This window comes from Paenibacillus tepidiphilus, assembly GCF_008635795.1.
Lineage (GTDB): Bacteria > Bacillota > Bacilli > Paenibacillales > Paenibacillaceae > Paenibacillus_AQ > Paenibacillus_AQ tepidiphilus.
Genome location: NZ_VWRQ01000019.1, coordinates 124,093 through 143,583, shown reverse-complemented (window position 1 = coordinate 143,583; position 19,491 = coordinate 124,093). Strand labels below are relative to the sequence as shown.

The following is a 19,491-nucleotide window of genomic DNA, read 5'->3' as shown; positions in this document are numbered from 1 at the left end:
GATTGGCATTCACTCACTCGTACCTCCTCCAAAAGCATAAACAAAGCAGGGCTCCTTCCCTCCCTAAGGTTATGTTGTCCTTAGGTTCTTCGGTACTATGAGCCCCTCGGACTCCCTTCCCACAGACGGTTCATTTCATCTTTTAGACTTATAGAGCGTCTCTTTACGGGTTTCAAAAAAAAAAAAATTCCGTGTGGGGGAGGGTCTCCCCAGTTCACTGCATTATCCTTCAATCCATGCCGTTCCCTATACGCCGGAGGATTCTTCGCTGTTGCTCCAAGTTCTGTACAGCTTCCTTGGCCTTCGTCTATATGCACGAGACTCGGCTTCCTCTGTTCCCCTTCGCAGGGCCTTTTTGACGACGCGGCAGGATTCACTTAATGTTACGGCCTGGATTGTCGCTCGCCCGGTCTCTGACCAGTACTTTTGTCGATGCGCTTTTACACACAGATTTCGCCATGCGCAAGCATCCTAGCTACAAGGGCGGCTTGGCCCCTCCCTTGGTTGGACTTTCACCAACTAGATAATGCGTGCCTCTGGGCACGCTGCACAAAAAAAACCGCGCAGCGCGCGGAAGTCCAAATGATTCCTTGATTCAATTCTCATACAACTCTTGTTCAATTCTCATACAGCTCTTGTTCAATCCTCGTTCAAAGCCCGGTACAGCACAAATGCACTTATCAGGGAGAGCAGCAACGAAATCGGACCCAGCACATTATTTCCGCTTAACCAGAAAATAACGCTGAACACCGGCCAGCCCATCAGCGCCAGCACCAGCAAAAGCAGGGCAACGGCTTCCCGCAGCTCTCTCCAGCCTCTGACATAGCGCCGTCTTATGTATACTGTGCGTTTGCGTTTGCGGTTGTTTCTCCGCCAGTTGTTCATGTCCCTCACATCCTATGTCCAATCCCATCTCTGTTTACTTGACTATACGATCATATCGCAATTCATGTCAGCTTACAATCCAAAATCCTGGCGGTTTCCCCTGCCCTCAACCTTCACCGCTGCAGCAGATCGATCCGTTCTTTCCGCTCGCTGCGCTTAAACTGTGTGGGTGATTCGCCCATCGTCTTCGTAAACAGAATCGAGAAATAATTGGCGTTCTCATAACCGAGAAAATCGGCAATCTCCCTGATCTTCATATCGGTGTTGACCAGCAGGCGCTTGGCCTCCCCCATTCGGCGGCGCAGCATGTAGTTGATGGGAGAATCATTGTATTTTTTCTTAAAGACATGCGCAAGATAGTAGGCGTTCATATGGAAAAAACCGGCGATATCATTCAGGCTGAGATGGCATAAATAATGCTCATCCAGATACTCCTTAAGGGAAACGGCAAGGGCGTCGGGATCCTTCTTGCAAGGCTTGACCTGGGTATCCGTCATTCTGCGGATCAAGGTGATCAGCGCAGTGAGGAGACCCGAGCAGACCGCCTCATATCCCTCGGCCTGCTCCCCGGACTCGGCATACAGCATATCGAACAAATACCGGATATGGTCAGCCTTCTCACGCGTCCGGATATAGGGACTGGCGTCTGCGGGAATCAGCAGCTCCGGCTCTCCTCCTGGTTTGCCAGCGTGGACTAGCCCGCAATAGTACATATCCAGCGGACAAATCGGCGAAGCGCATTCCTCATGAATAATGCCCTGATTATAGATCAGCATATCTCCCGCTTGCACGGCAAACGGCTGGCCATTGATCTTGATGACGCCTTCCCCATGGGCAATAAACACAATTTCACTGACATCCTCATGCTGGTGGGCAGGGAATCTCCAGTCCGGCTTGCCGCCTGCTCTTCCAATGTAGGCCAGTGCGGGACCCGCATCCGGCCGGGTGTTTTCTATAGTCGACAAGGCTACACCTTCTTATTCTGAATCTGGTTTCTGCTTAAAGCTACTATAGAGTCTCCCCGTTCCAAAAAGCAAGATCTATCACATTTGCGCCGCAACAAACCAAGATAGTTTATTGTACAGTCCGGCGATACCTTTTAATATTAACTTACGAATTAACAATATCTTAACAACGATAAGGAGAAATAACCATGGCCTATCTGGATACTCCCGTAACCCTGAGCGGGTTGCAGCTGAAGAATAAAATCGTTATGCCCCCCATGTGCCAGTATTCGGTAGACGCTGAGGACGGCATTCCGAACGAATGGCATTACGTTCATTACGTCTCCCGCGCGGTAGGCGGAACGGGTCTGATTATTATGGAGATGACCGACGTGGAGCCGGACGGCCGGATTACCAACCGCGATCTTGGACTATGGTCGGATGAGCAGATTCCCGCCTTTGCCCGCATTATCGACGAGGTGCATAAATACGGCTCCAAAATCGGCATTCAAATCGCCCATGCCGGACGGAAAGCGGAGGATGCCGTTCACCCTGTAGGCGCATCGGACTTTACCGCCTCCGCAGACGAAGGACTTAACAAGCCGAGAGCGCTGACTACTTCCGAGGTGCAGGAGATGGTCGTGAAGTTCAGAGAAGCTGTTCGCCGGGCCGTTGCCGCAGGCGTCGATGTCATTGAGCTGCACGGCGCCCACGGCTATCTGATCCACCAGTTCCACTCTCCGGCCATCAACAACCGGAGCGATGAATACGGGAAAGACCTCTCCCGCTTCGGCGTGGAGGTCATTCAGGCCGCCCGTTCCGTTATGCCGGAAGGCATGCCGCTGATCATGCGCATCTCGGCCGTCGAATATATGGACGGCGGCTACGGGCTGGAGCATTCGCTGGAGATCGCCAAGGCTTATAAGGCAGCCGGCGTTGACATCTTCCATGTGTCCAGCGGCGGCGAAGCGCCTCCCGGAAAGACCAAGCCCGGCAACCATCCCGCTTACCAGGTGCCGTTCGCACGCGCCTACCGCGAAGCGCTGAACGTGCCGGTCATCGCGGTCGGCAAGCTGGACGATGCGCATGTCGCCGAAGCGACGCTGGCCAACGGCGATGCCGATCTGGTCGCGGTGGGCCGCGCCATGCTGGACGACCCTTACTGGTCCTTGCATGCGGCCAAGACCATTGCCCGCAAGGTGGAACCGCCTGTGCAATATGAGCGCGGCATATACGTGCGGTAAGACTTGCACCTGCAGTAAAGGGGATGTCTCCTGCGCCTTCATCCGGCGTAAGGAACATCCCCTTTTTTGTCATCTATCTAAGCGTTTTTATAGATGGAAGCTGCTCTTAATGAGCCCGGCAACCTCATCTGCGCTCAGGTTCGTATTGTTGATTCTGAGGTAGTTATCTCTGCGGATTTCCCCGGCGAGCGAATTCAGCCGGTACTTCTCCATGGTCTGCTTCAAATCCTGCTCGGAACGTGCAATATCCCGCTTCGTCGGCTTGTGTTCAAGCCGGTGCGGCGTCCGGTTCCGCTCTATTCTCTCATCAAGCTCCGCTTCAAGCTCGACAAAATACACTTCACCGTTCTTATCCTCGATGATCCGGCAGACCTGATCCACAAAGTCCCAATCCTGCTGCAGATCAAATGCCCATACATATGTAAAGATCAACCCGTACATCCCGCTTGCGGCGGCGGTTTCAAAGATATCCTTACGGAATTTATCCACGAGCCTCCACATCTCGGGGCTGAAGCCGAACAGCGGTGCCAGCATTTCAATGGTCATGTGGTTGTGGAACAGCTTGAGCTCCGTTACCTTCTCCAGTTCATGTCCCACCGTCATCTTCCCTACAGCTTGCGGACCAAAGATCATCACCAATTTCACATTCGTCATCTCCTTGCAGATATTCCCATCATTCTAGCACGGTGCAGGCGGCAACCGCTACAATATCTTCCACCCCCTCCTCCCAATGCCGCGTAAAAAAAGGAATATCCCGTTTGAAGGTTTATAGTAAAATGAAAATATTAACATTATATTAAGCCACTGGGGGAGCTTATGGAGCATTTCAAAGAGCGTCTAAAGTCAATCAGGAATCAGCAGAACGATCTCCTGGCCGAAGTCCAGGAGCTGGTCAAAGACTATGAAGACAGCGATTTGGTGAACGAAAATGAACTGCTCCGCAGGCGTTCGGCGGAGGTCAGGCAGACTCTGGCCGAGACCGAAGCGCAGCGGGACAAATTGAAGCGGGAGAATGCCGAGCTGCGGGCTGCGCTTACCGAGCAGATTCTCGATGAGAAGCTGGGCATTCTGAAGCTGTCCCGCAAGAAGCTGCATACGTATTTCGCCTCACAAGGCGCCGCTCACCATGACCGGCTTACCGCCTTTGAGCTGCGGACAAGGCAGCGTATTGCCGGGCTGTACCGCAATGCCGACCGTCTGCTCGGAGAAGACGGGGCGGAGATCCGCGCCATGCTGGAGGAGCTGTCGGGCCGGCTGAACGAGACGGTACTCCAGCGCAGAACAGCGCTGCGGGAAGCCGAACAGCCGCTGGCCGCACAACTGGACAGCCAGCTGGATGAGCTGGCCTCCGAGGGTGTCAGCGAAGAGACGGTCCGGCGGCGGCGCAGGCAGAACGTGATCGAAATGAAGATCGGGTTAAACTGGCTTAACCGGCTGGGTATTCTGCTGCTGATTCTCGCGGTCGGCGCGGGCTTCAAATACAGCTACTCCAACTGGTTCACCGGGTATATGAAGGGCAGTCTGTTTTTTCTGCTCGGTGCGCTCATGCTCGGCGCCGGGGAATGGCTGTTCCGCAGAGGAAGGGGAGCCTTTGCGCTGGGGCTGCTCGGGGGCGGGATATCCGTGCTGTACGGCTCCATCTTTTACAGCTATTTTTTGCTGGAGATTATCGGAATTTATACCGGTCTGGGCCTTTCGGTGCTCGTTACCTTAACGGCGGTGCTGCTGTCGCTCCGGTATGAATCGCGGACGATCTGTTCCCTGGGTCTTGTCGGCGGGTACCTTCCCTTATTCTCATACATCGGGGCCTTCGGCCTGGAAGGGGGAGCCGTATATGCTGCGATGGGTTACCTCTTCTTGCTCAATCTGCTCATCCTGCTGATCTCTCTGCGCAAGCGGTGGATCGTCGTTAATTACATCAGCTTCCTGTTCAATGTGCCTTCAGTACTGCTGCTGATCGGATTGTCGGACAGCTACAGCATCGATATGTTCTACTCGGTCCTGACTTTTGCCATGTACCTGGGAATCACTTTGTGGTATCCGTTCAGGTTCCGCTCCAAGCTGTCCTGGTGGGACTTCGCCCTGCTCGCCTGCAATACCGTGACCAGCTGCTTCATCCTGTATGTGCTGCTTATGGATGCAGGACTTGAAGTATACCGCGGGGCGCTCGCCCTCTTCTTCTGCTTAATGTATCTGGGGCTGGGCCGGCTGCTGGAGAAGCGGATGCCGCAGGAACAAGAGAGCATGCTGCTCTTCTATGCCACTTCGCTGACCTTCGCCGTACTGATGGTGCCGTTCCAGCTTGGCGCGGTCTGGTGGTCCATCGGCTGGCTGGTGGAAGCCGTGGTACTGACCGTATACGGCCATCTGCAGCGCTCCAGGATCATCGAACGCATCGGGTGGGGGGTTCTGCTGCTCTCGCTGGGAAGCTTCTTCCTTGTTGATGTGCTGATCCAGTCTTCATCCAGCAGCCCGATGTTGCTTTACGACAATTCGTATTTTGCGTTAAAATATACCTTCATCACGGCGGGAATGCTCATTGTCGCCCTGCTCTACGCCATCCGCCATTCCAAGCGGGACATTGTGCTGGACAGCTCTCCGGCAGAGGTACAGGCTGCTATCGGGTTTAAGTATGCGGCACTGGTCAATACCTATATCTATATCTTGTATGAAGCGCTGCATCTGTACAATTTCTATGTGCCTGAGAATTTCTCCCGCTCCGACTTCTTCAAGCTGCTGATGGCCGCTATGCTGACGATCGCTGTGGCTTATGCGCTGCCGAGAATCAAGGTGCTGTACGATCCGGTTGTCGGGTATATGGTTCAGGGCCTCTTCGCCATCAGCTATTTCATATGTATCGGACTGACGGTCTCACAGCCCAGTCTCCAGGCTGACTTCTCCGCCAATACGGTTGCGGATTATGCCGCCTTCATCCTGTTGCTGCTCTTCAATCTGTTCGTCTGGCTGAGCGGCGGGCGTCTCGTGAAGGAGCTGGTCCGGCGCGAATACACCAATGCCGAGCTGTACCCGGTGATCATGGGTGTCTATCTGCTTGCGGTAGTTACGGCTTTCCTGGGCGTACAGCTGCGGCAAAATGACGGCGGTCTTCTGTTCAGCCTCGTATACCTGCTCCTTGCGGTGCTGTACATTGCCTACGGCTTCCGCCGGCGATATGTGTATATCCGCCGCTTCGGCCTGGGCCTGTCGCTGCTGGCCACCGGCAAGCTGCTGCTCTATGATCTGACGCTGCTGGGCACCGGCAGCAAGATCATTGCTTATTTCAGCTTCGGCCTCTGCCTGCTGGGCATTTCTTATCTCTATCAGCGGGTATCGGCCAGAATGGAGGAGGTTCATGCCGAGGCACAACAGGATGATAGCCCGGACTAAAGCTCTGCTTCTGCTGCTGTCGCTGCCCTGCCTGCTCTTATCCGCTCTGCCTGTTTCTGCAGCCTCGTCCGCATCTGACGGAGCCTCGGCTCCGGAATGGAGCTACTCCAGGCCGGTTGAATTTACGGCCGGGGCCGCTTACGTGGAATTCTATCTGGATGAGCAGGTCTATGGCGCGGCGGCGGATGACTTGCGGGATCTGCGGATCGCCGACCATACGGGCAAGCGCGTCCCCTTCTATATCGAGAGCGGTGTGGAGACGCTGGAAGAACACACCCTCTCCTATTCTTCCACTCTTATCCATAAGGCGAAGAAGAACGGGGATACTTCCTTCGATTACCAGGTCACTCCGCTTGCGGAGAACACCGACATTCTGGGCAACCGTCTGGAATTTGCGCTTCCGGACGGCGACGGGGACTTCCTGCTGCATGTTGAGCTGCTGGGCAGCTATGACGGCTTGGCTTGGGAGTCGGTGGCAAGCGGGGATTTGTACCGTGTGGGCGGGCGTGAACAGAACGGTATCGCACTGGGCGCCAGCCGCAAATTTGGCTATTACCGGCTGGTGGCGAAGCAGAACGCGGCGGATTTGCAATTCCCGGAGATGACGCTGCTGCAGAGCAGCCGGGTAGCTCAGGCGAAGCGTTTCCAGCGGCGGCAGGCTGCACAATATGAGGCTCAGCAAGCGGAGAAGCGCACGGAAATCACGGTGCACAATCCGCACCGGCTGAGAATCTCCGGTCTGCTGCTGGAAAGCGGCGGCAGCTTCTCCCGCCGGTACGGGCTCTATGACGGCGACGGCACAGTCATTCCCGTAACAGGCAGCGGCGAGCTGTACCGGCTGGACTTCAAGGATGCGCAGATTGCTTCCACGGCCATTACTCCCGTGGAGCCTTCGAACGCTTCCGTCCTGCGGATTGTGATTGACAACCGGGATGACGCGCCGGTTCCGCTGACGGGGATTGAGCTGGACTACCTGGTAGACAGGATCGTCTTTGCAGACGAGGGGGCAGGGCCTTACCGGCTGCTCTACGGAAATGCGGAAGCGGCTGCGCCGCAGTATGACATTGTGAATTTCAAGGATTATATTGCCGGGGAGGAGAAGACGCCGGCCGCACTTGGAGCGCCGGAGCTCCGGCAACTGCCCGAAGCTCCCGCTGCAGAGAGCAGCCCGCTGCAGGGCAGGCTGGGCTTCAACATCGTCATGATTGCCGTCTCCCTGCTGCTGGTCTACTTTCTGGCCCGCAAGCTGGGCCGGAAGTAGGCGGAGCCGCAGGACCATGGGTGACGGCGGCATTGAAGCGGGCGTGGCATATTCGTTACGCCGCTTTTCCTGCATAAAGAAGCCATCCCGGGACTATGACCGCGGGATGGCTTCTTTTGCTTTGTTGTAATTGGTACGGCCGGAAATTGGCTTGCCAGCTGGATATAGTTAGATAATCGCCACTTAATATCAGCAATATGGAGAATAATCGCCAACTAGTTAGATAACCGCCACTTAATATGGGCTAAAATTGATAACTACATCCATATCATCCGAATTAAGTGGCGAAAGTCGATTTAGATTGCTGATATCCGCAAAAAAGGCAAAATTAGTGTGCGAAAATCCAACTATTTGCATTGAGCGATTGATTTACCCGTTCCATCCACTTTCAGCAACTTGAAACTGTGCGCATGTTCACGTATCAGCTTTCCTGCGAAAGCTATCAAGGCGCACGCTGCCTGCTCGCCGGTTCCAAACTCCCCTGCGAGCTCCCAGGTTTTTGCGATATGCTTTTGCGATATGCTTTTGCGATATGCTTACTATTGATCTTATATAGCTGCCTGTCCTTCATTTATGTACAAATGCCTTACATCCCTAATATCTCATCCACGCGCTCCTTGGCACCCTTCCAGGAGGTCATCAGCGGAAACTGGTACAGCTCCCGGTCCTTCAGGTTCCATGGATGAGGAATGCACAGCACCTTGCGGCCGGCCTGCAGCGCGGGCACCAGGTTATGCGGGCCATCGTCAATCAGCAGATCGTATGCGATCAGGCTCTTGCGCTTGCCGCTGAAGAAATTGTCGAGCGGAATATACGGCATATGCTTCTGGAGCCAGTTCCATTTCTCCGGGACGGTGCTCGGCATCGCTGCCGTTACAATAATTACGTCATAAGCGTTATGCAGCTTCTCCATTTCCTCCACCACATGCTCATCGAACAGCTCAAGCTCCTCATACAGCCCCTGCCGCAGGAAAAAACGTTCATACGTGCTGTCCGGGTGCCGCAGATGATCCGTATTCCAGTCAAGCATATCCTCATACCGCAGCGGATGCGACGGGAATTCAAGGTTGTTGTGGTAGATGGCGCGTTTGACGAGATGACAGATCGTGTCATCCATATCGACGGCGATAATTGGTTTTCTCATATCCTTCCTCCCGCATCGTATAGGTTATGGTCTAATATACTAACGGCGGGGCCTTGTATTGTCAAGAATGACGCGAACCGGAGGATGTGGCCGCACGGTCCGAGGTATTCAGCAGAATCACCCCGCCGACAATCAGCACAATACCTGCGAAGCTGACGAGGGTGAAGTGGTCTCCCCAGACCAGAACGCCGATGAGCGCGGTGATAATCGTTCCCACACCCGACCAGATGGCATAAGCCAGACTCAGGGGAACTGTTTTTAGACATAAAGATAATGAATAGAACGCCAACCCGAATCCTGCGGCAACCCCAAGCGACGGCCACAAGTTGGTGAAGCTGTCCGACAGCTTGAGCATGGACGTTCCGAAGATCTCGCAGACAATAGCTACAGCCAGTGCAGCATAACCCTTCATTAGTACATTCCCTCCCCGGAACTAAATTTAGTGGGCCCCATCCGTTGCCAGCTTCATGACGGCCACACCGGCGATGACCAGCAGCAGCCCCAATACTTTCTTCACATTTATGCTTTCTTTATATACAACAATGCCCACCGTGGCCGTCAAAGCCGTACCCGCTCCCGACCAGATCGCATAGGCCGTACCGAGCGGGATATTCTGCAGAGATAGTGATAGTGAGTAAAAAGCCACGCCCAGTCCGGCCACCACACCGATCGAAGGCAGCAGCTTCCGGAACCCTTCCGAAGCCTTCAGCATCGAGCTGCCGAACACCTCACTGATTATCGCAATGCTTAACAAGAGATATGCGTTCACGCCTTGCCGCCTCCTTCTCCTTCTCCCTCTCCTTGACGGGACATTTCCAACAACCTGTGCAGCACCCGGTCTCTATGCGGCTTCTCCAGCTTGCCCAGCCCGAACATCTCAGCAAACCACAATCCATCGGCGGCCAGCCGGATAATTGTGGACAGAACCGGGTCATTGCCGTCCTGCTCGATTTGGCGCTGCCAGAATGTGTAGTCTTCCTGCATGCCTTTGAGCAGCTCCGGATCGGTAAACAAGGCGGCGGAAATCGCCGTTCCGATCCACTTCTCTCCCTCCAGGTCTTCACGCGTGGCTTCCAGATAAGCTCTGCTCCAGTTGCCTGCAGCCTGGTCATTGTTCGCCCGGGTCTCCACTTCTGCTGAGAACTCGTGGCATAACTTCCCGAACATTCCGTTAATCAGCGCCGCCTTATTCGGAAAATGATGCAGCAGCCCGCCCTTGCTGACGCCCGCCTCTCTTGCCACCGCCTCCAGTGTCAGCTTCTCGGCGCCCTGGGTGCGCACAATGGCGGCTGCCGCTTCCAGCAGGTGCTCCCGTTTCGAATTGCTGTTCATAGACTCACCTCGCAATTTACTATACCGTCCGGACGGTTTTATTGTCAAATTAAAAACCCCCTCAGCCGGTTTGCTGTAACCGGGAGGGGGCCGTTTGCCATGCCCTCTATTTGGCGTTGACGTTCAAATCCTTGATATACCAGGCATCGCAGGCAAAATGCTCCGAGCCCGCCAGCGGTGCATCCAGCAGCCTAAAGCCATGCTTGCGGTAGAAACGGTTGGCCGCTTCCATGTTCTGCAGTGTCTCCAGGTAGCAGCTGTCATAGTGGCGGCCGGCGAAATCAAGCGCCGTTCCTAGCAAATCGGCGGCGATACCTGTTCCCCGTACATCGCCGGTCAGATACATCTTCTGCAGCTCGCAGATTTGACTTGAACCGTTATATTCGGCAATTCCGCAGCCTCCGGCCACATGGCCGTCCGCTTCAACGATCCAGTAGGCCCGGCCCGGAGTCCCGCTGTAGTAACTGTACAGGTCACTCATGCTCGGATCAGCCCAGGCCAGCCCCTCGCGGTTGCCGCCGAATTCGGTCAGCGCGTCGCGGATGACCCGCTCAATATCCGCGTTGTCTTTAAGCTCAATCGGTCTGATCTTCATCCTGCTCTTCCTTCTTTCTAGTCTTCGTTGTGGTCATGACCGGATGGCTGTCCGCTTGCAGCGGCTGCGCGAACTGCACACCGGCGAAGAGCCGGTCGCTGTCAGCCTGGCGCTGTAAACGTTCGGAAGACGGCTGGATAACAGATTCCTTGAGAAGCTGCCCGCTGCCGTCGCTTAACGTAACCGACAGCTCCTGATCCCTGCGGACAACCCGCAGCACGGATTCCGGAACCACGGGTATCTCGATCACGGAATAGGGAGCAATATCAACCACTGCATTCAGCGTCAAGCCATGGAAGGTATAGGTATATGCCGTTTCCGATCCGGCACGGTAATCGAACTCCAGGCTGCCGTTCCCGATAAGCACCTGAACCTGGACATCCTTGATGTCTTCGGGCATTCCCGGTGCGAGCGTCAGCGTCCGGTTGATCATATCCGGACGGATACCGAGCATGTGCTGGTACCACGTCCGCAGTTGCTCAGCGTTCGACCAGGCCTGGAGATAGGCGCCTGTCAGTGTCGCCCACGCTGCCCCTTCATGCGGATATGCATCCATATTCTCGCACAATCCGCCGACTACGCCGAGCTGCAGCGCCTGCCGGTTCATATTCTTGAACAGGCCGTAAGCAGTCTCCGTTTGTCCAGCTTCAATCATACGCTGCATGGCGATGCCGTTCAACCAGATCCAGACCGCTCCGTTATGATAGGCTTCATCCTTGTGGTAGCGCTCCGTCAAGTGGTACGGATGGAAGAACGGATGCTTCCGCTCCAGCGAAGCCGTGCCCCAAGGATACACCAGCTCTTCCCATGCCGAGCGCAGCGCCCGGAATTTGAACTCTCCGTCTTCCAGCAGATCGAAGGCGAACAGCTGATTCGGCCGCAGTGAATATTCCGCCGCGCCGTCCGCATCCAGCCGGTCCGCCACATACGGATGGACCGTATCAGTGAAATCTGCGGAGAAGCTCCGGGCCAGCCGGCCTGCAACCTCTGCCCACTTCTCTGCGTTCTCCTTGTCCTGCATGTACTCGGCGAAGTATACTCCGGCCCGCAGCTGATGGTACCATAGCGCCTGAATATCATTAGCCCTTGTATCGCGCGGCGAATAAGAATTCAGCTCCGCATCGCGCGCATCCATCCAGGTCTCATTGTCGTCATGCGTCAGATACCCCTGGTCGTCCATCCAGTTGCGGATGGAGCCCTCAATAGCATTCTTCACAGCCGGATAGAGCTGCTTAATAATCTCGGTATCGCCCGAGTATTTCACATAATCCTGCAGTTGGATCACGAAGCGGGGCGTACCGTCCGTTGTATGGTAATCAATATTCTCCGGAGCGAGAATGTTCGGAACCCGCCCGAAGAACTTCGAATTCTCATCCGTGTTCTGGTATTCCGCAAAGGACAGCAGGATATGCCGCGCCGTCGCGAACTGACCGCTGACCAGCACCGCGCCGGGCATCGCAATGAACTGGTCGCGGCCCCAGTACTCATTGAACCACGGCAAGCCGGCATAAATGCCGTCGCCCTGCTGGCGCGTTACCAGCTGGTCCATGGTAAGGTTCATCCAGTTCAGCGCCAGCACCAGTTCCCTATCGCTGCTCTGCAGCGGAACATGCCGCTGCAGCAGCTGCTCCATCCTGCCGATCCGCTCCGCCTGATAGCGGCCGGCATGCTCGCGGATGTCGGCCAGCAGAGCGGCCGCTTCCTCTGCCGTTCCGGCGACGCCGATCCGGAAGCCGCCGGCTGCGGCATCCGCCGTGAGGACGCCGTCCGTAAGCGCAAGCGGCGAGGCATCCGCCGCGCTCACCGCGATGACCCACTTGCCTTCGAGCGAGGCGTAGTACGCCGCGTTCCCGCTGCGCTCAAGCAGCTTGAGACCATCGCCTTCCAGGGCGAAGCCGAGCTTGCCGGAGACACCGTGCAAGGCGACCTCCAGCGCATTGCGGTAATCGAACATCCGCAGCTCTTCGGTCAGCGGACCGTGGCTGCGGAGCATTTTGTAGGGATAGACCCAGACTTCGGAGGACGCATTGTCCACCGCCACACCGTTCGCATAAAGCTTGTAGCCGCTGAAGATCCGGTTCTTGGCAATGTTCAAGCCGGCGAAGTACGCGTGCTCAATATGGTTGTTCACATGGGATTGCGTGTAATAAAAAGCCGCTTCCTTATTCGTGAACGAAACCGGGCGGTTCTCCTCCGCCGTCACGTGGACCGCCATTTCATCCAGAAGTGCAGATTTATCAGTTATGTACATTGGTTTAATTCCTCCTGTAACGCAATAGATTTAGGTGCGTATGATCTTTGTGCAAACGTTTTGCCAAAAGGCCGTGAATGTTGGCGGCACGGAATCTGGCACGGGACTGGCACGGGATTTCTTGCTACAAAAGACGTGTTATATTGAGCATTAGAGATCGTATATACGTCGAACAATTAGATAAACATTGGACAATTAGATATGCATTCGACACAACTAGATAAGCATCGAGCAATTAGTTCGATTTTCGCACACTAATTTTGCTGTTTTTACGGATTTCAGCAATCTAGTTTGATTATCGCCACTTAATTCGGGCTATGCGGGCGTAATCATTCATTTTCGCTCATATTAAGTGGCGATTTTCCAACTAGTCTGGTAAAAACCTCCGTATAGGCGAAATTAAGTAGCGATTTTCCAACTAGACACAGCTGGGTGCCAGCCGATTTTACCGCAAATAGTGGTAATCCTCAAGAAATCCGGAGGCGGGCTGCAGCCGGAAGTCCATGATTTTACTGAAGTCACTGTTCAGCCTTAATCCGGGAAAATCTGTAGTTCAGCTTATATAGATATATTCTATAATAAAATTGTTAAACCCTGTCACCCATCAAGGCTTGTTCCGGCCGACACTCGGAGGTAATCTATGACCATCCAAGATCCTTGGTTTACCATTCAGCCAATTGACAGCAATACCTATGCCATCAGTGAATATGGACATTGGGAGAAGGTCCATTCCTTTCTCTTGCTGGGCACAGAACTGGCGGTTCTCATTGATACGGGTCTCGGCATCGCGAATATCAAACGGGTTACGGACCAGCTGACAAGCCTGCCCGTTAAAGTCTTCACCACCCATGTGCATACAGACCATATCGGCAGCCACGGCGCTTTTGATGCTATTTATGTCCATGAAGACGATAAGGATTGGCTGGTCAACGGAATTCAGGGCTTGTCCATTGAACATATCCGTAAACATATCGGCAGAGACATCACGCTGCCCGTGCCGGAATCCTTCCATCCGGAAACTTACCGTCCGTTTCAGGGCGAACCTGCGGGCCTGCTGCGGGACAGGGAGGTCTGGGAGCTGGGCGGCCGGAAGCTGAGAATCGTCCATACTCCGGGGCACTCCCCCGGGCATGTCTGCATCTATGACGAGACTTCAAGCTACTTATTTACCGGCGACTTGCTGTATGACACTATGCCCATCTATGCGTTCTACCCTTCCACCAATCCAGCCGATTTAGTTCACTCGCTTGAACGAATCGCCAGCATCCCCCAAGTCCGTAAAGTGTTCGGCTCCCATTACAGCCTTGGTCTTGATCCGGGTATCCTTAAAGAAGTCAAGCACGCTGTTAGTTATCTCCGAACAAATGAGCTTGTCCGCTTCGGTACAGGCATCCACTCGTTTAACGGCTTCCGCATCCAGTTTTGAGTGTGGCGGTGATGGCCCGCATCGCAGCGCTGGTTGCCTGCATCACGTTGCCGCATCACCAGCCATAGCCTGGTTGCCACGTCGCCATACTTCAACAGCCATTACTCGGTTTCCCATATCGCATGCCCACCGCGCCAGCAACCATTGCAGCCTGGTTGCCTGCATCACGTCGCCGCACCAGCAGCCATTACTCGGTTTCCCATATCGCATGCCCACTGCACCACCAACCATTGCAGGTTGCCTGCATCACGTTGCCGCACCACCAGCCACTGCTGGTAGCCCGTATCGCAGCGCTACCGCCTAGCAGCCACTGCTGGTTGCCCGCTGCCCAGCGCCACCGCATCACCAGCCACTGCCTGGTTGCCCGTATCGCAGCGCTACCGCCCCAGCAGCCACTCCCGCAGCACGGCCGCGTGATTGTGCACCGGGTCTTTCGCCGCGTACAGCAGGGTTACCGGCTGCTGCGCGGCCAGCTCCAGAATCCGCCCGGACAGCTCCCGGCGGGCTCCATCCTCTTCAAGCTCGGCTCTATACCGCCCGCGGAATTCGGGGAACCGCTCCGGGGCATGCCCGAACCACTTGCGCAGCTCCGGGCTGGGCGCAATGTCCTTCATCCATTCGTCGATCGCCGCCGCTCCCTTCGACAGGCCGCGCGGCCACAGCCGGTCCACCAGGATGCGGCAGCCGTCTCCGGCGGATGCTTCTTCGTAGATCCGCTTGATGCCGATGGGCCGGGCAGTACCGTCCATGCTGTACGCCTCCTTATGCAGCCGCATTATACCACTATTAGTATCCGCTTAATTTCCCCGGTGGTCAATCCGTGTTACGATGGAAGAGATGCAATGTATCCGTTTCCGACAAGGAGTGCACAACATGAACCGATTTGTTTTCTTCCTGGGACCGGCGGGAGCCGGCAAAACGACACTCGCCAAAGCGGTCGCCGCCCGCCGTCCCGCCGCCATCCTCGATATGGACATTCTGCTGCGTCCCGCAGCCGATGCCATCATGACGATGCATGGCCTCGACCCTACCGACAGAGACTCTGCGGAGTACAAAGCGCTGTGCCGCGATCTGGGCTACCGGATTACGATGGACGCCGCGCTCGACAATATCGGGCTGGCCAGCGATATGTACATCGTCGGCCCCTTCACCAAGGAAGCTGCCGATCCCGAGTGGATCGGGCGTGAGCTGTCGCGGCGCGGGCTGACTCTCTCCGATATCGAAGTCAAAGTCCTGCTCGTCGGACTGGGCAACGAAGAGCTGTACCGCGAACGCATTCTGCAGCGCAAATCGCCGCTGGATGACTGGAAGTTCCGTAACTGGGAGCAGTTCCGCAGCGCGTTCGCTGACCGGGAGATGAACTGGCCGCTGCCGCCGGACCATATCCTACGGTTCGACAACTCCTCCTCCGATCTCGCCGGTGCGGCGGATCAGGTGGAACATTTTATCTATGGAGATCCCCTGAATATTCACCTTTAGTGATTCCATAGTAAATCCGGTCATCATATTCGCCGCTGTCGGCGTAATAGAAGCTCTGTCTCAGCGTACCTTCATATTTCATGGACGATTTGCGGAGCACCCGCCCTGAGCTTGCGTTCCTGCCCCGATGAAACGCCTGCAGCCGGTGAATTCCGGTATGGGTGAAGGTGTAATGGATAACCGCCTCCAGTGCTTCAGCGGCGTACCCCTGATTCTGGCTGGCGGCGTCGATACAGTACTCCAGATCAGCGTAACGGTGGGCGGTATCCACACTGCAGAAGGCGATCTGCCCGATACAGTCTCCGCTGTCCTTCAGCACAATGGCCCAGCGGTAAAAGTCCGCCCGCTCATAAGAAGCCATCCACTTCTCCAGCAGGGCGTTCACTTCAGCTATGGAGCGGTAAGCAGGCTCACCGTAATCCTCCTGTACCAACGGATCGCTGATCCAGTAGGCATACATGCTTTCGGCGTCCTCCTGCAGGAATGGCCGCAAGACCAGCCGCTGCGTTTCGAGTCTTTGTGTTCCTGTATGTATGATGATCCTCCCTTCTTCCGCTGTTAATCCAGACCGTGCAGCCGCTTGAACTGCTCCGGCGTCATCCCGGTAACCCGCTTGAATACGGCGCAGAAATAGCTGACGTTCTCGAAGCCGGCCAGCCGGGAGATTTCATGGATTTTTTTGCCGCGTTCGTTGTACAGCAGCTGCTTGCTCCGGTTGATGCGCTGCTTGTTGATGTAAGTAACCGGCCGCTCATGGATCGTTCGGCTGAACTGGCGGCACAAATACTGCGGCGATACGCCGCCGACCTCCGCCAGCTCCTTCAGCTGCAGCGGCCGGTGCAGATGGGCGTCGATATATTCCAGCACCGGCCGCAGCCGCTCCAGATCGTTCTCCCCGCTTGCCGCCGGCAGCAGATTCCGCTTCAGCTCCAGCAGCATGGCATACAGCAGACGGGAACGCTCCAGATTGACTCCGGCTTCATTGCCGTCCGGAAGGTTCAGCATCTCCAGCAGCGAGCCGAGCAGTTGTCCGCCGCGCAGCGTGGCCGTGCCGGATTCGCGGATTCCGGAAAAGGCCAGCATCCCGGCGGCTTCCCGCCCGTCAAAAGAAATCCAGGAGAGCTCCCACTCCCGGCTATGCGGCGTATAGATATGGGGCACATGCGGGAACGTCACGAAGACTTCGCCCGGACCGACCGCATAATGCTTGTCCTTGATGCGCAGCTCCCCTTTGCCTGAGTGAATCTGATGGATCTGGTAATCCGGGAATCCTTCCGGCCGGTCCGTCTCCACCTGATGCTCCCAATAGCCGATTGTCGTCGCATACAGCGGCAGCATCACAGTCTCTTCCGTATCGCAAAAAATCATCTTGCTGTTCATAAGCCACCTCTTAAGGCTGATTATAGTAGAAGTCTTCTCAGCTGCTCCAGTTTTTTTTGTAGGCCAGCGGCGTTACCCCCCGCACCTTGCGGAATACATCAATAAAATAGCTGGTACTGTTGAATCCCACCAGATAGGCTACGTCGGTGACATTGGCGTCCGGTTGCCTCAGCAGGAGCAGGCTCCGCTGAATGCGGTAATCGATCACATAGCTCAGCGGCGACTGGTGCAGCATTTTTTTGAAATACCGGCAGCACTCTGAACGGCTCAGCTGACCCGCCCGCGCAATATCCTCCAGACTGATCTTCTCGGCATAATGCAGATGAACATAGTTCAGCATGCGCTTCATCCGTTCGCTCTTCAGTCTTTCCTCCTGCTTATACTCCAGCGGAAAGCCGCCCGCGATCAAGTTCTTCCAGATACAGGCCAGCTGTTGCATAATATCAATCTCGTACATAAGCGGCTGCCCGGAGACCAGCCGGTAAATGCTCCGTACGGCGTCAACGATGCTCGCCCCCCATTCCTTCTGCGGATTTAAAAATATGTAGGGCAGGCTCGTAGCCTGGACATAGGGATAGACGTACGCGGTATAAAGTTCACGCGGCAGCACAAATTCCGGAGCCACATTGAGACAAATGTACACACACCCGGAGTCATGGAGGTCTTCCGCCAGATGCAGACAGCCGCTGTTGATAAAAAGCCCTTCCCCCGCCCTGACCATCGTCTTCTCTTCATTGACCTGGAAGAAGGCTTCCCCTTGGGTCACCAGCACAAATTGGATTTCGTCATGCCAATGCAGCGGGATATACCGGTGGATATTCTCGGTAATGGTGGTTTCGTAACAGGCAACCGGCAGAACAACGGTCCGGTGCTCCGTCAATTCCTTTAAATTCCGGTCCCTTCTAAAATCTGTAACCTGCATCCTCTACCCTCAATATATTGTTATTTTTGCATCCGATTCTGATATTCCTGAGCCGGATTTGCGCTTAATATGACTTAATATATCACAATATTTATAGTTATCGGGAAGTGGGGAGTACATTGAACGCCGGTCAGTCAGCCACAGCAGCATCACCCATGTCATCGTCAAATGGTTCACCGTCCAGCGCATCAGCTTCAGGCACATTAGCTTCTGGCACATCATCGTCAAGGACTTCATCGACAAGAGGCAAGGGAATTGCCCTGGTGCTTACAGGCGCCGCATTGTGGGGAGTCTCGGGCACAGCCGCCCAATATTTGTTTCAGGAACGGGGGTTCAGCAGCGGATGGCTCACCGTCGTCCGGTTATTGCTGGGAGGTCTTGTCCTGCTGGGCATCGCCTATAAACAGGATCGCACACAGATCTGGGGCATCTGGACCAATAAATCTGACCGCATCAGCATCCTTCTCTTTGGCATACCGGGCATGCTGGCCACCCAATATACCTATTTCGCCGCCATTCAGCATGGCAACGCCGCCACTGCGACGGTACTGCAATATCTGGCTCCTGCGCTGATCACCTGCTATCTGGCGCTGCGCTCCAGACGCCTTCCGGGAGCTGCCGTAATCGTCTCGGTGGCGATTGCCGTGCTGGGCACGGTCTTGCTGGCCACCGGAGGAAGGATAGGCTCCCTCGCCATTTCCGGCCAGGCGGTGTTCTGGGGCATCGCTTCCGCTTTCGCACTGGCGTTCTACACCTTGCAGCCTCTCCGGCTGCTGGCCAGGTGGAGCTCCCTGATCGTCGTGGGCTGGGGCATGCTGATCGGCGGGATTTTCTCCAGCCTGATTCATCCCCCTTGGCACTTTGAAGGGAAATGGTCCCCTGGCTCCCTGGTTGCCGTAGCATTCGTCGTCATTTTCGGGACGATCATCGCCTTCTACTGCTACATGGAGAGCACCAGGAATCTGCCCGTCTCCGAGGTCAGCCTGCTGGCTTCGGTCGAGCCCCTGTCCGCTGCGGTCATCTCCGTAGCATGGCTCCATGTACGGTTCGGACTTGCGGAATGGCTGGGCACGCTTTGTATTGTGGCGACGATTATCATTCTTGCGAGAGCCAAAGAAGGAAGTACATGAACATTCAAAAGTAGCTCTGCCTGGACGCGCCCCTTTCGGGGTGCGTTTCTTGCTCTTGAGAAGTTCAGCAAGCCGGTGCAGGCTACACCGCTTGCAGCAGGGTTGGTGTGC

General features: G+C 55.4%; 19 protein-coding genes. 6 read left to right on the top strand and 13 right to left on the bottom strand.

The genetic code is table 11. The annotated features are described in order from the left end of the window. Positions 1-639: 639 nt before the first annotated feature. Both F1379_RS22070 and F1379_RS22065 read right to left on the bottom strand, forming a co-directional pair. Positions 640-885, bottom strand: coding sequence for a hypothetical protein (locus F1379_RS22070; RefSeq protein WP_150274028.1), 246 nt, complete (start codon positions 883-885; stop codon positions 640-642). A gap of 113 nt (positions 886-998) precedes the next feature. Then, positions 999-1,850 carry an AraC family transcriptional regulator gene (locus F1379_RS22065; RefSeq protein WP_150274026.1) on the bottom strand — a complete coding sequence of 284 codons (852 nt, stop codon included), beginning with the start codon at positions 1,848-1,850 and terminating at the stop codon, positions 999-1,001. A gap of 188 nt (positions 1,851-2,038) precedes the next feature. Between F1379_RS22065 and F1379_RS22060 the strand changes: the two genes are divergently transcribed. After that, positions 2,039-3,073, top strand: a complete 1,035-nt coding sequence (locus tag F1379_RS22060; RefSeq protein WP_150274023.1) for an NADH:flavin oxidoreductase/NADH oxidase — start codon at positions 2,039-2,041, stop codon at positions 3,071-3,073. A gap of 87 nt (positions 3,074-3,160) precedes the next feature. Here the strand turns inward: F1379_RS22060 and F1379_RS22055 are convergent, their stop codons facing one another. Next, complete coding sequence (locus F1379_RS22055) at positions 3,161-3,718, bottom strand: DEAD/DEAH box helicase family protein (RefSeq protein ID WP_150274021.1); 558 nt, start codon at positions 3,716-3,718, stop codon at positions 3,161-3,163. Between the two features lie 171 nt (positions 3,719-3,889). Between F1379_RS22055 and F1379_RS22050 the strand changes: the two genes are divergently transcribed. Next, positions 3,890-6,460, top strand: coding sequence for a DUF2339 domain-containing protein (locus tag F1379_RS22050; RefSeq protein ID WP_150274019.1), 2,571 nt, complete (start codon positions 3,890-3,892; stop codon positions 6,458-6,460). After that, positions 6,426-7,721 (top strand): DUF3999 family protein, encoded by a 1,296-nt coding sequence (locus F1379_RS22045; RefSeq protein ID WP_150274017.1) that lies wholly within the window; start codon positions 6,426-6,428, stop codon positions 7,719-7,721. Before F1379_RS22050 ends, F1379_RS22045 begins: the two co-directional genes overlap by 35 nt. A 586-nt stretch (positions 7,722-8,307) precedes the next feature. Here the strand turns inward: F1379_RS22045 and F1379_RS22040 are convergent. From F1379_RS22040 to F1379_RS22015, 6 genes are all read right to left on the bottom strand, one after another. Beyond that, a complete protein-coding gene (locus F1379_RS22040) occupies positions 8,308-8,865 on the bottom strand; it encodes a 5' nucleotidase, NT5C type (RefSeq protein WP_150274014.1) in 558 nt (185 codons plus the stop codon). A 61-nt stretch (positions 8,866-8,926) separates the two neighbouring features. Further along, the gene (locus F1379_RS22035; RefSeq protein ID WP_150274012.1) at positions 8,927-9,277 is read right to left on the bottom strand and encodes a DMT family transporter; all 351 of its coding nucleotides are present in this window, start codon (positions 9,275-9,277) and stop codon (positions 8,927-8,929) included. A gap of 27 nt (positions 9,278-9,304) precedes the next feature. Then, a complete protein-coding gene (locus tag F1379_RS22030; RefSeq protein ID WP_150274010.1) occupies positions 9,305-9,634 on the bottom strand; it encodes a DMT family transporter in 330 nt (109 codons plus the stop codon). Continuing rightward, a complete protein-coding gene (locus F1379_RS22025) occupies positions 9,631-10,197 on the bottom strand; it encodes a TetR/AcrR family transcriptional regulator (RefSeq protein WP_150274007.1) in 567 nt (188 codons plus the stop codon). The genes F1379_RS22030 and F1379_RS22025 overlap by 4 nt, the downstream gene beginning before the upstream one ends. Before the next feature lie 106 nt (positions 10,198-10,303). Further along, positions 10,304-10,792 (bottom strand): GNAT family N-acetyltransferase, encoded by a 489-nt coding sequence (locus F1379_RS22020; protein WP_150274005.1) that lies wholly within the window; start codon positions 10,790-10,792, stop codon positions 10,304-10,306. After that, positions 10,773-13,043 carry an amylo-alpha-1,6-glucosidase gene (locus tag F1379_RS22015; protein WP_150274003.1) on the bottom strand — a complete coding sequence of 757 codons (2,271 nt, stop codon included), beginning with the start codon at positions 13,041-13,043 and terminating at the stop codon, positions 10,773-10,775. Before F1379_RS22015 ends, F1379_RS22020 begins: the two co-directional genes overlap by 20 nt. A 640-nt stretch (positions 13,044-13,683) precedes the next feature. Here F1379_RS22015 and F1379_RS22010 point away from each other — a divergent pair. Next, entirely contained in the window at positions 13,684-14,469 is a 786-nt protein-coding gene (locus F1379_RS22010) for an MBL fold metallo-hydrolase (protein WP_150274000.1), read from the top strand. 377 nt (positions 14,470-14,846) lie between these two features. Here the strand turns inward: F1379_RS22010 and F1379_RS22005 are convergent, their stop codons facing one another. Further along, positions 14,847-15,218 (bottom strand): DUF488 domain-containing protein, encoded by a 372-nt coding sequence (locus F1379_RS22005; RefSeq protein WP_150273998.1) that lies wholly within the window; start codon positions 15,216-15,218, stop codon positions 14,847-14,849. Positions 15,219-15,342: 124 nt separating this feature from the next. Between F1379_RS22005 and F1379_RS22000 the strand changes: the two genes are divergently transcribed. After that, a complete protein-coding gene (locus F1379_RS22000; RefSeq protein WP_150273996.1) occupies positions 15,343-15,948 on the top strand; it encodes a P-loop nucleotide/nucleoside kinase family protein in 606 nt (201 codons plus the stop codon). Here F1379_RS22000 and F1379_RS21995 read toward each other — a convergent pair. The 3 genes from F1379_RS21995 to F1379_RS21985 all read right to left on the bottom strand — a co-directional run bounded on the left by F1379_RS21995 (position 15,914) and on the right by F1379_RS21985 (position 18,250). Beyond that, entirely contained in the window at positions 15,914-16,441 is a 528-nt protein-coding gene (locus F1379_RS21995) for a GNAT family N-acetyltransferase (protein ID WP_203457155.1), read from the bottom strand. The genes F1379_RS22000 and F1379_RS21995 overlap by 35 nt on opposite strands. 65 nt (positions 16,442-16,506) lie before the next feature. Next, positions 16,507-17,328 carry a helix-turn-helix transcriptional regulator gene (locus F1379_RS21990; RefSeq protein WP_150273992.1) on the bottom strand — a complete coding sequence of 274 codons (822 nt, stop codon included), beginning with the start codon at positions 17,326-17,328 and terminating at the stop codon, positions 16,507-16,509. Between the two features lie 37 nt (positions 17,329-17,365). Continuing rightward, positions 17,366-18,250, bottom strand: coding sequence for an AraC family transcriptional regulator (locus F1379_RS21985; RefSeq protein ID WP_150273990.1), 885 nt, complete (start codon positions 18,248-18,250; stop codon positions 17,366-17,368). Positions 18,251-18,405: 155 nt separating this feature from the next. Between F1379_RS21985 and F1379_RS21980 the strand changes: the two genes are divergently transcribed. Further along, entirely contained in the window at positions 18,406-19,380 is a 975-nt protein-coding gene (locus tag F1379_RS21980; RefSeq protein WP_150273986.1) for a DMT family transporter, read from the top strand. Positions 19,381-19,491: the final 111 nt, after the last annotated feature.

Bases quoted from the DNA above. Each gene is read 5' to 3' on its own strand.
- F1379_RS22045 (WP_150274017.1), top strand. From the start codon at position 6,426: ATGCCGAGGCACAACAGGATGATAGCCCGGACTAAAGCTCTGCTTCTG.
- F1379_RS22015 (WP_150274003.1), bottom strand. From the start codon at position 13,043: ATGTACATAACTGATAAATCTGCACTTCTGGATGAAATGGCGGTCCAC.
- F1379_RS22025 (WP_150274007.1), bottom strand. From the start codon at position 10,197: ATGAACAGCAATTCGAAACGGGAGCACCTGCTGGAAGCGGCAGCCGCC.
- F1379_RS22000 (WP_150273996.1), top strand. From the start codon at position 15,343: ATGAACCGATTTGTTTTCTTCCTGGGACCGGCGGGAGCCGGCAAAACG.
- F1379_RS22005 (WP_150273998.1), bottom strand. From the start codon at position 15,218: ATGGACGGTACTGCCCGGCCCATCGGCATCAAGCGGATCTACGAAGAA.
- F1379_RS21985 (WP_150273990.1), bottom strand. From the start codon at position 18,250: ATGCAGGTTACAGATTTTAGAAGGGACCGGAATTTAAAGGAATTGACG.
- F1379_RS22020 (WP_150274005.1), bottom strand. From the start codon at position 10,792: ATGAAGATCAGACCGATTGAGCTTAAAGACAACGCGGATATTGAGCGG.
- F1379_RS22035 (WP_150274012.1), bottom strand. From the start codon at position 9,277: ATGAAGGGTTATGCTGCACTGGCTGTAGCTATTGTCTGCGAGATCTTC.
- F1379_RS22040 (WP_150274014.1), bottom strand. From the start codon at position 8,865: ATGAGAAAACCAATTATCGCCGTCGATATGGATGACACGATCTGTCAT.
- F1379_RS21980 (WP_150273986.1), top strand. From the start codon at position 18,406: ATGTCATCGTCAAATGGTTCACCGTCCAGCGCATCAGCTTCAGGCACA.
- F1379_RS22070 (WP_150274028.1), bottom strand. From the start codon at position 885: ATGAACAACTGGCGGAGAAACAACCGCAAACGCAAACGCACAGTATAC.
- F1379_RS22010 (WP_150274000.1), top strand. From the start codon at position 13,684: ATGACCATCCAAGATCCTTGGTTTACCATTCAGCCAATTGACAGCAAT.
- F1379_RS22060 (WP_150274023.1), top strand. From the start codon at position 2,039: ATGGCCTATCTGGATACTCCCGTAACCCTGAGCGGGTTGCAGCTGAAG.
- F1379_RS22050 (WP_150274019.1), top strand. From the start codon at position 3,890: ATGGAGCATTTCAAAGAGCGTCTAAAGTCAATCAGGAATCAGCAGAAC.
- F1379_RS21990 (WP_150273992.1), bottom strand. From the start codon at position 17,328: ATGAACAGCAAGATGATTTTTTGCGATACGGAAGAGACTGTGATGCTG.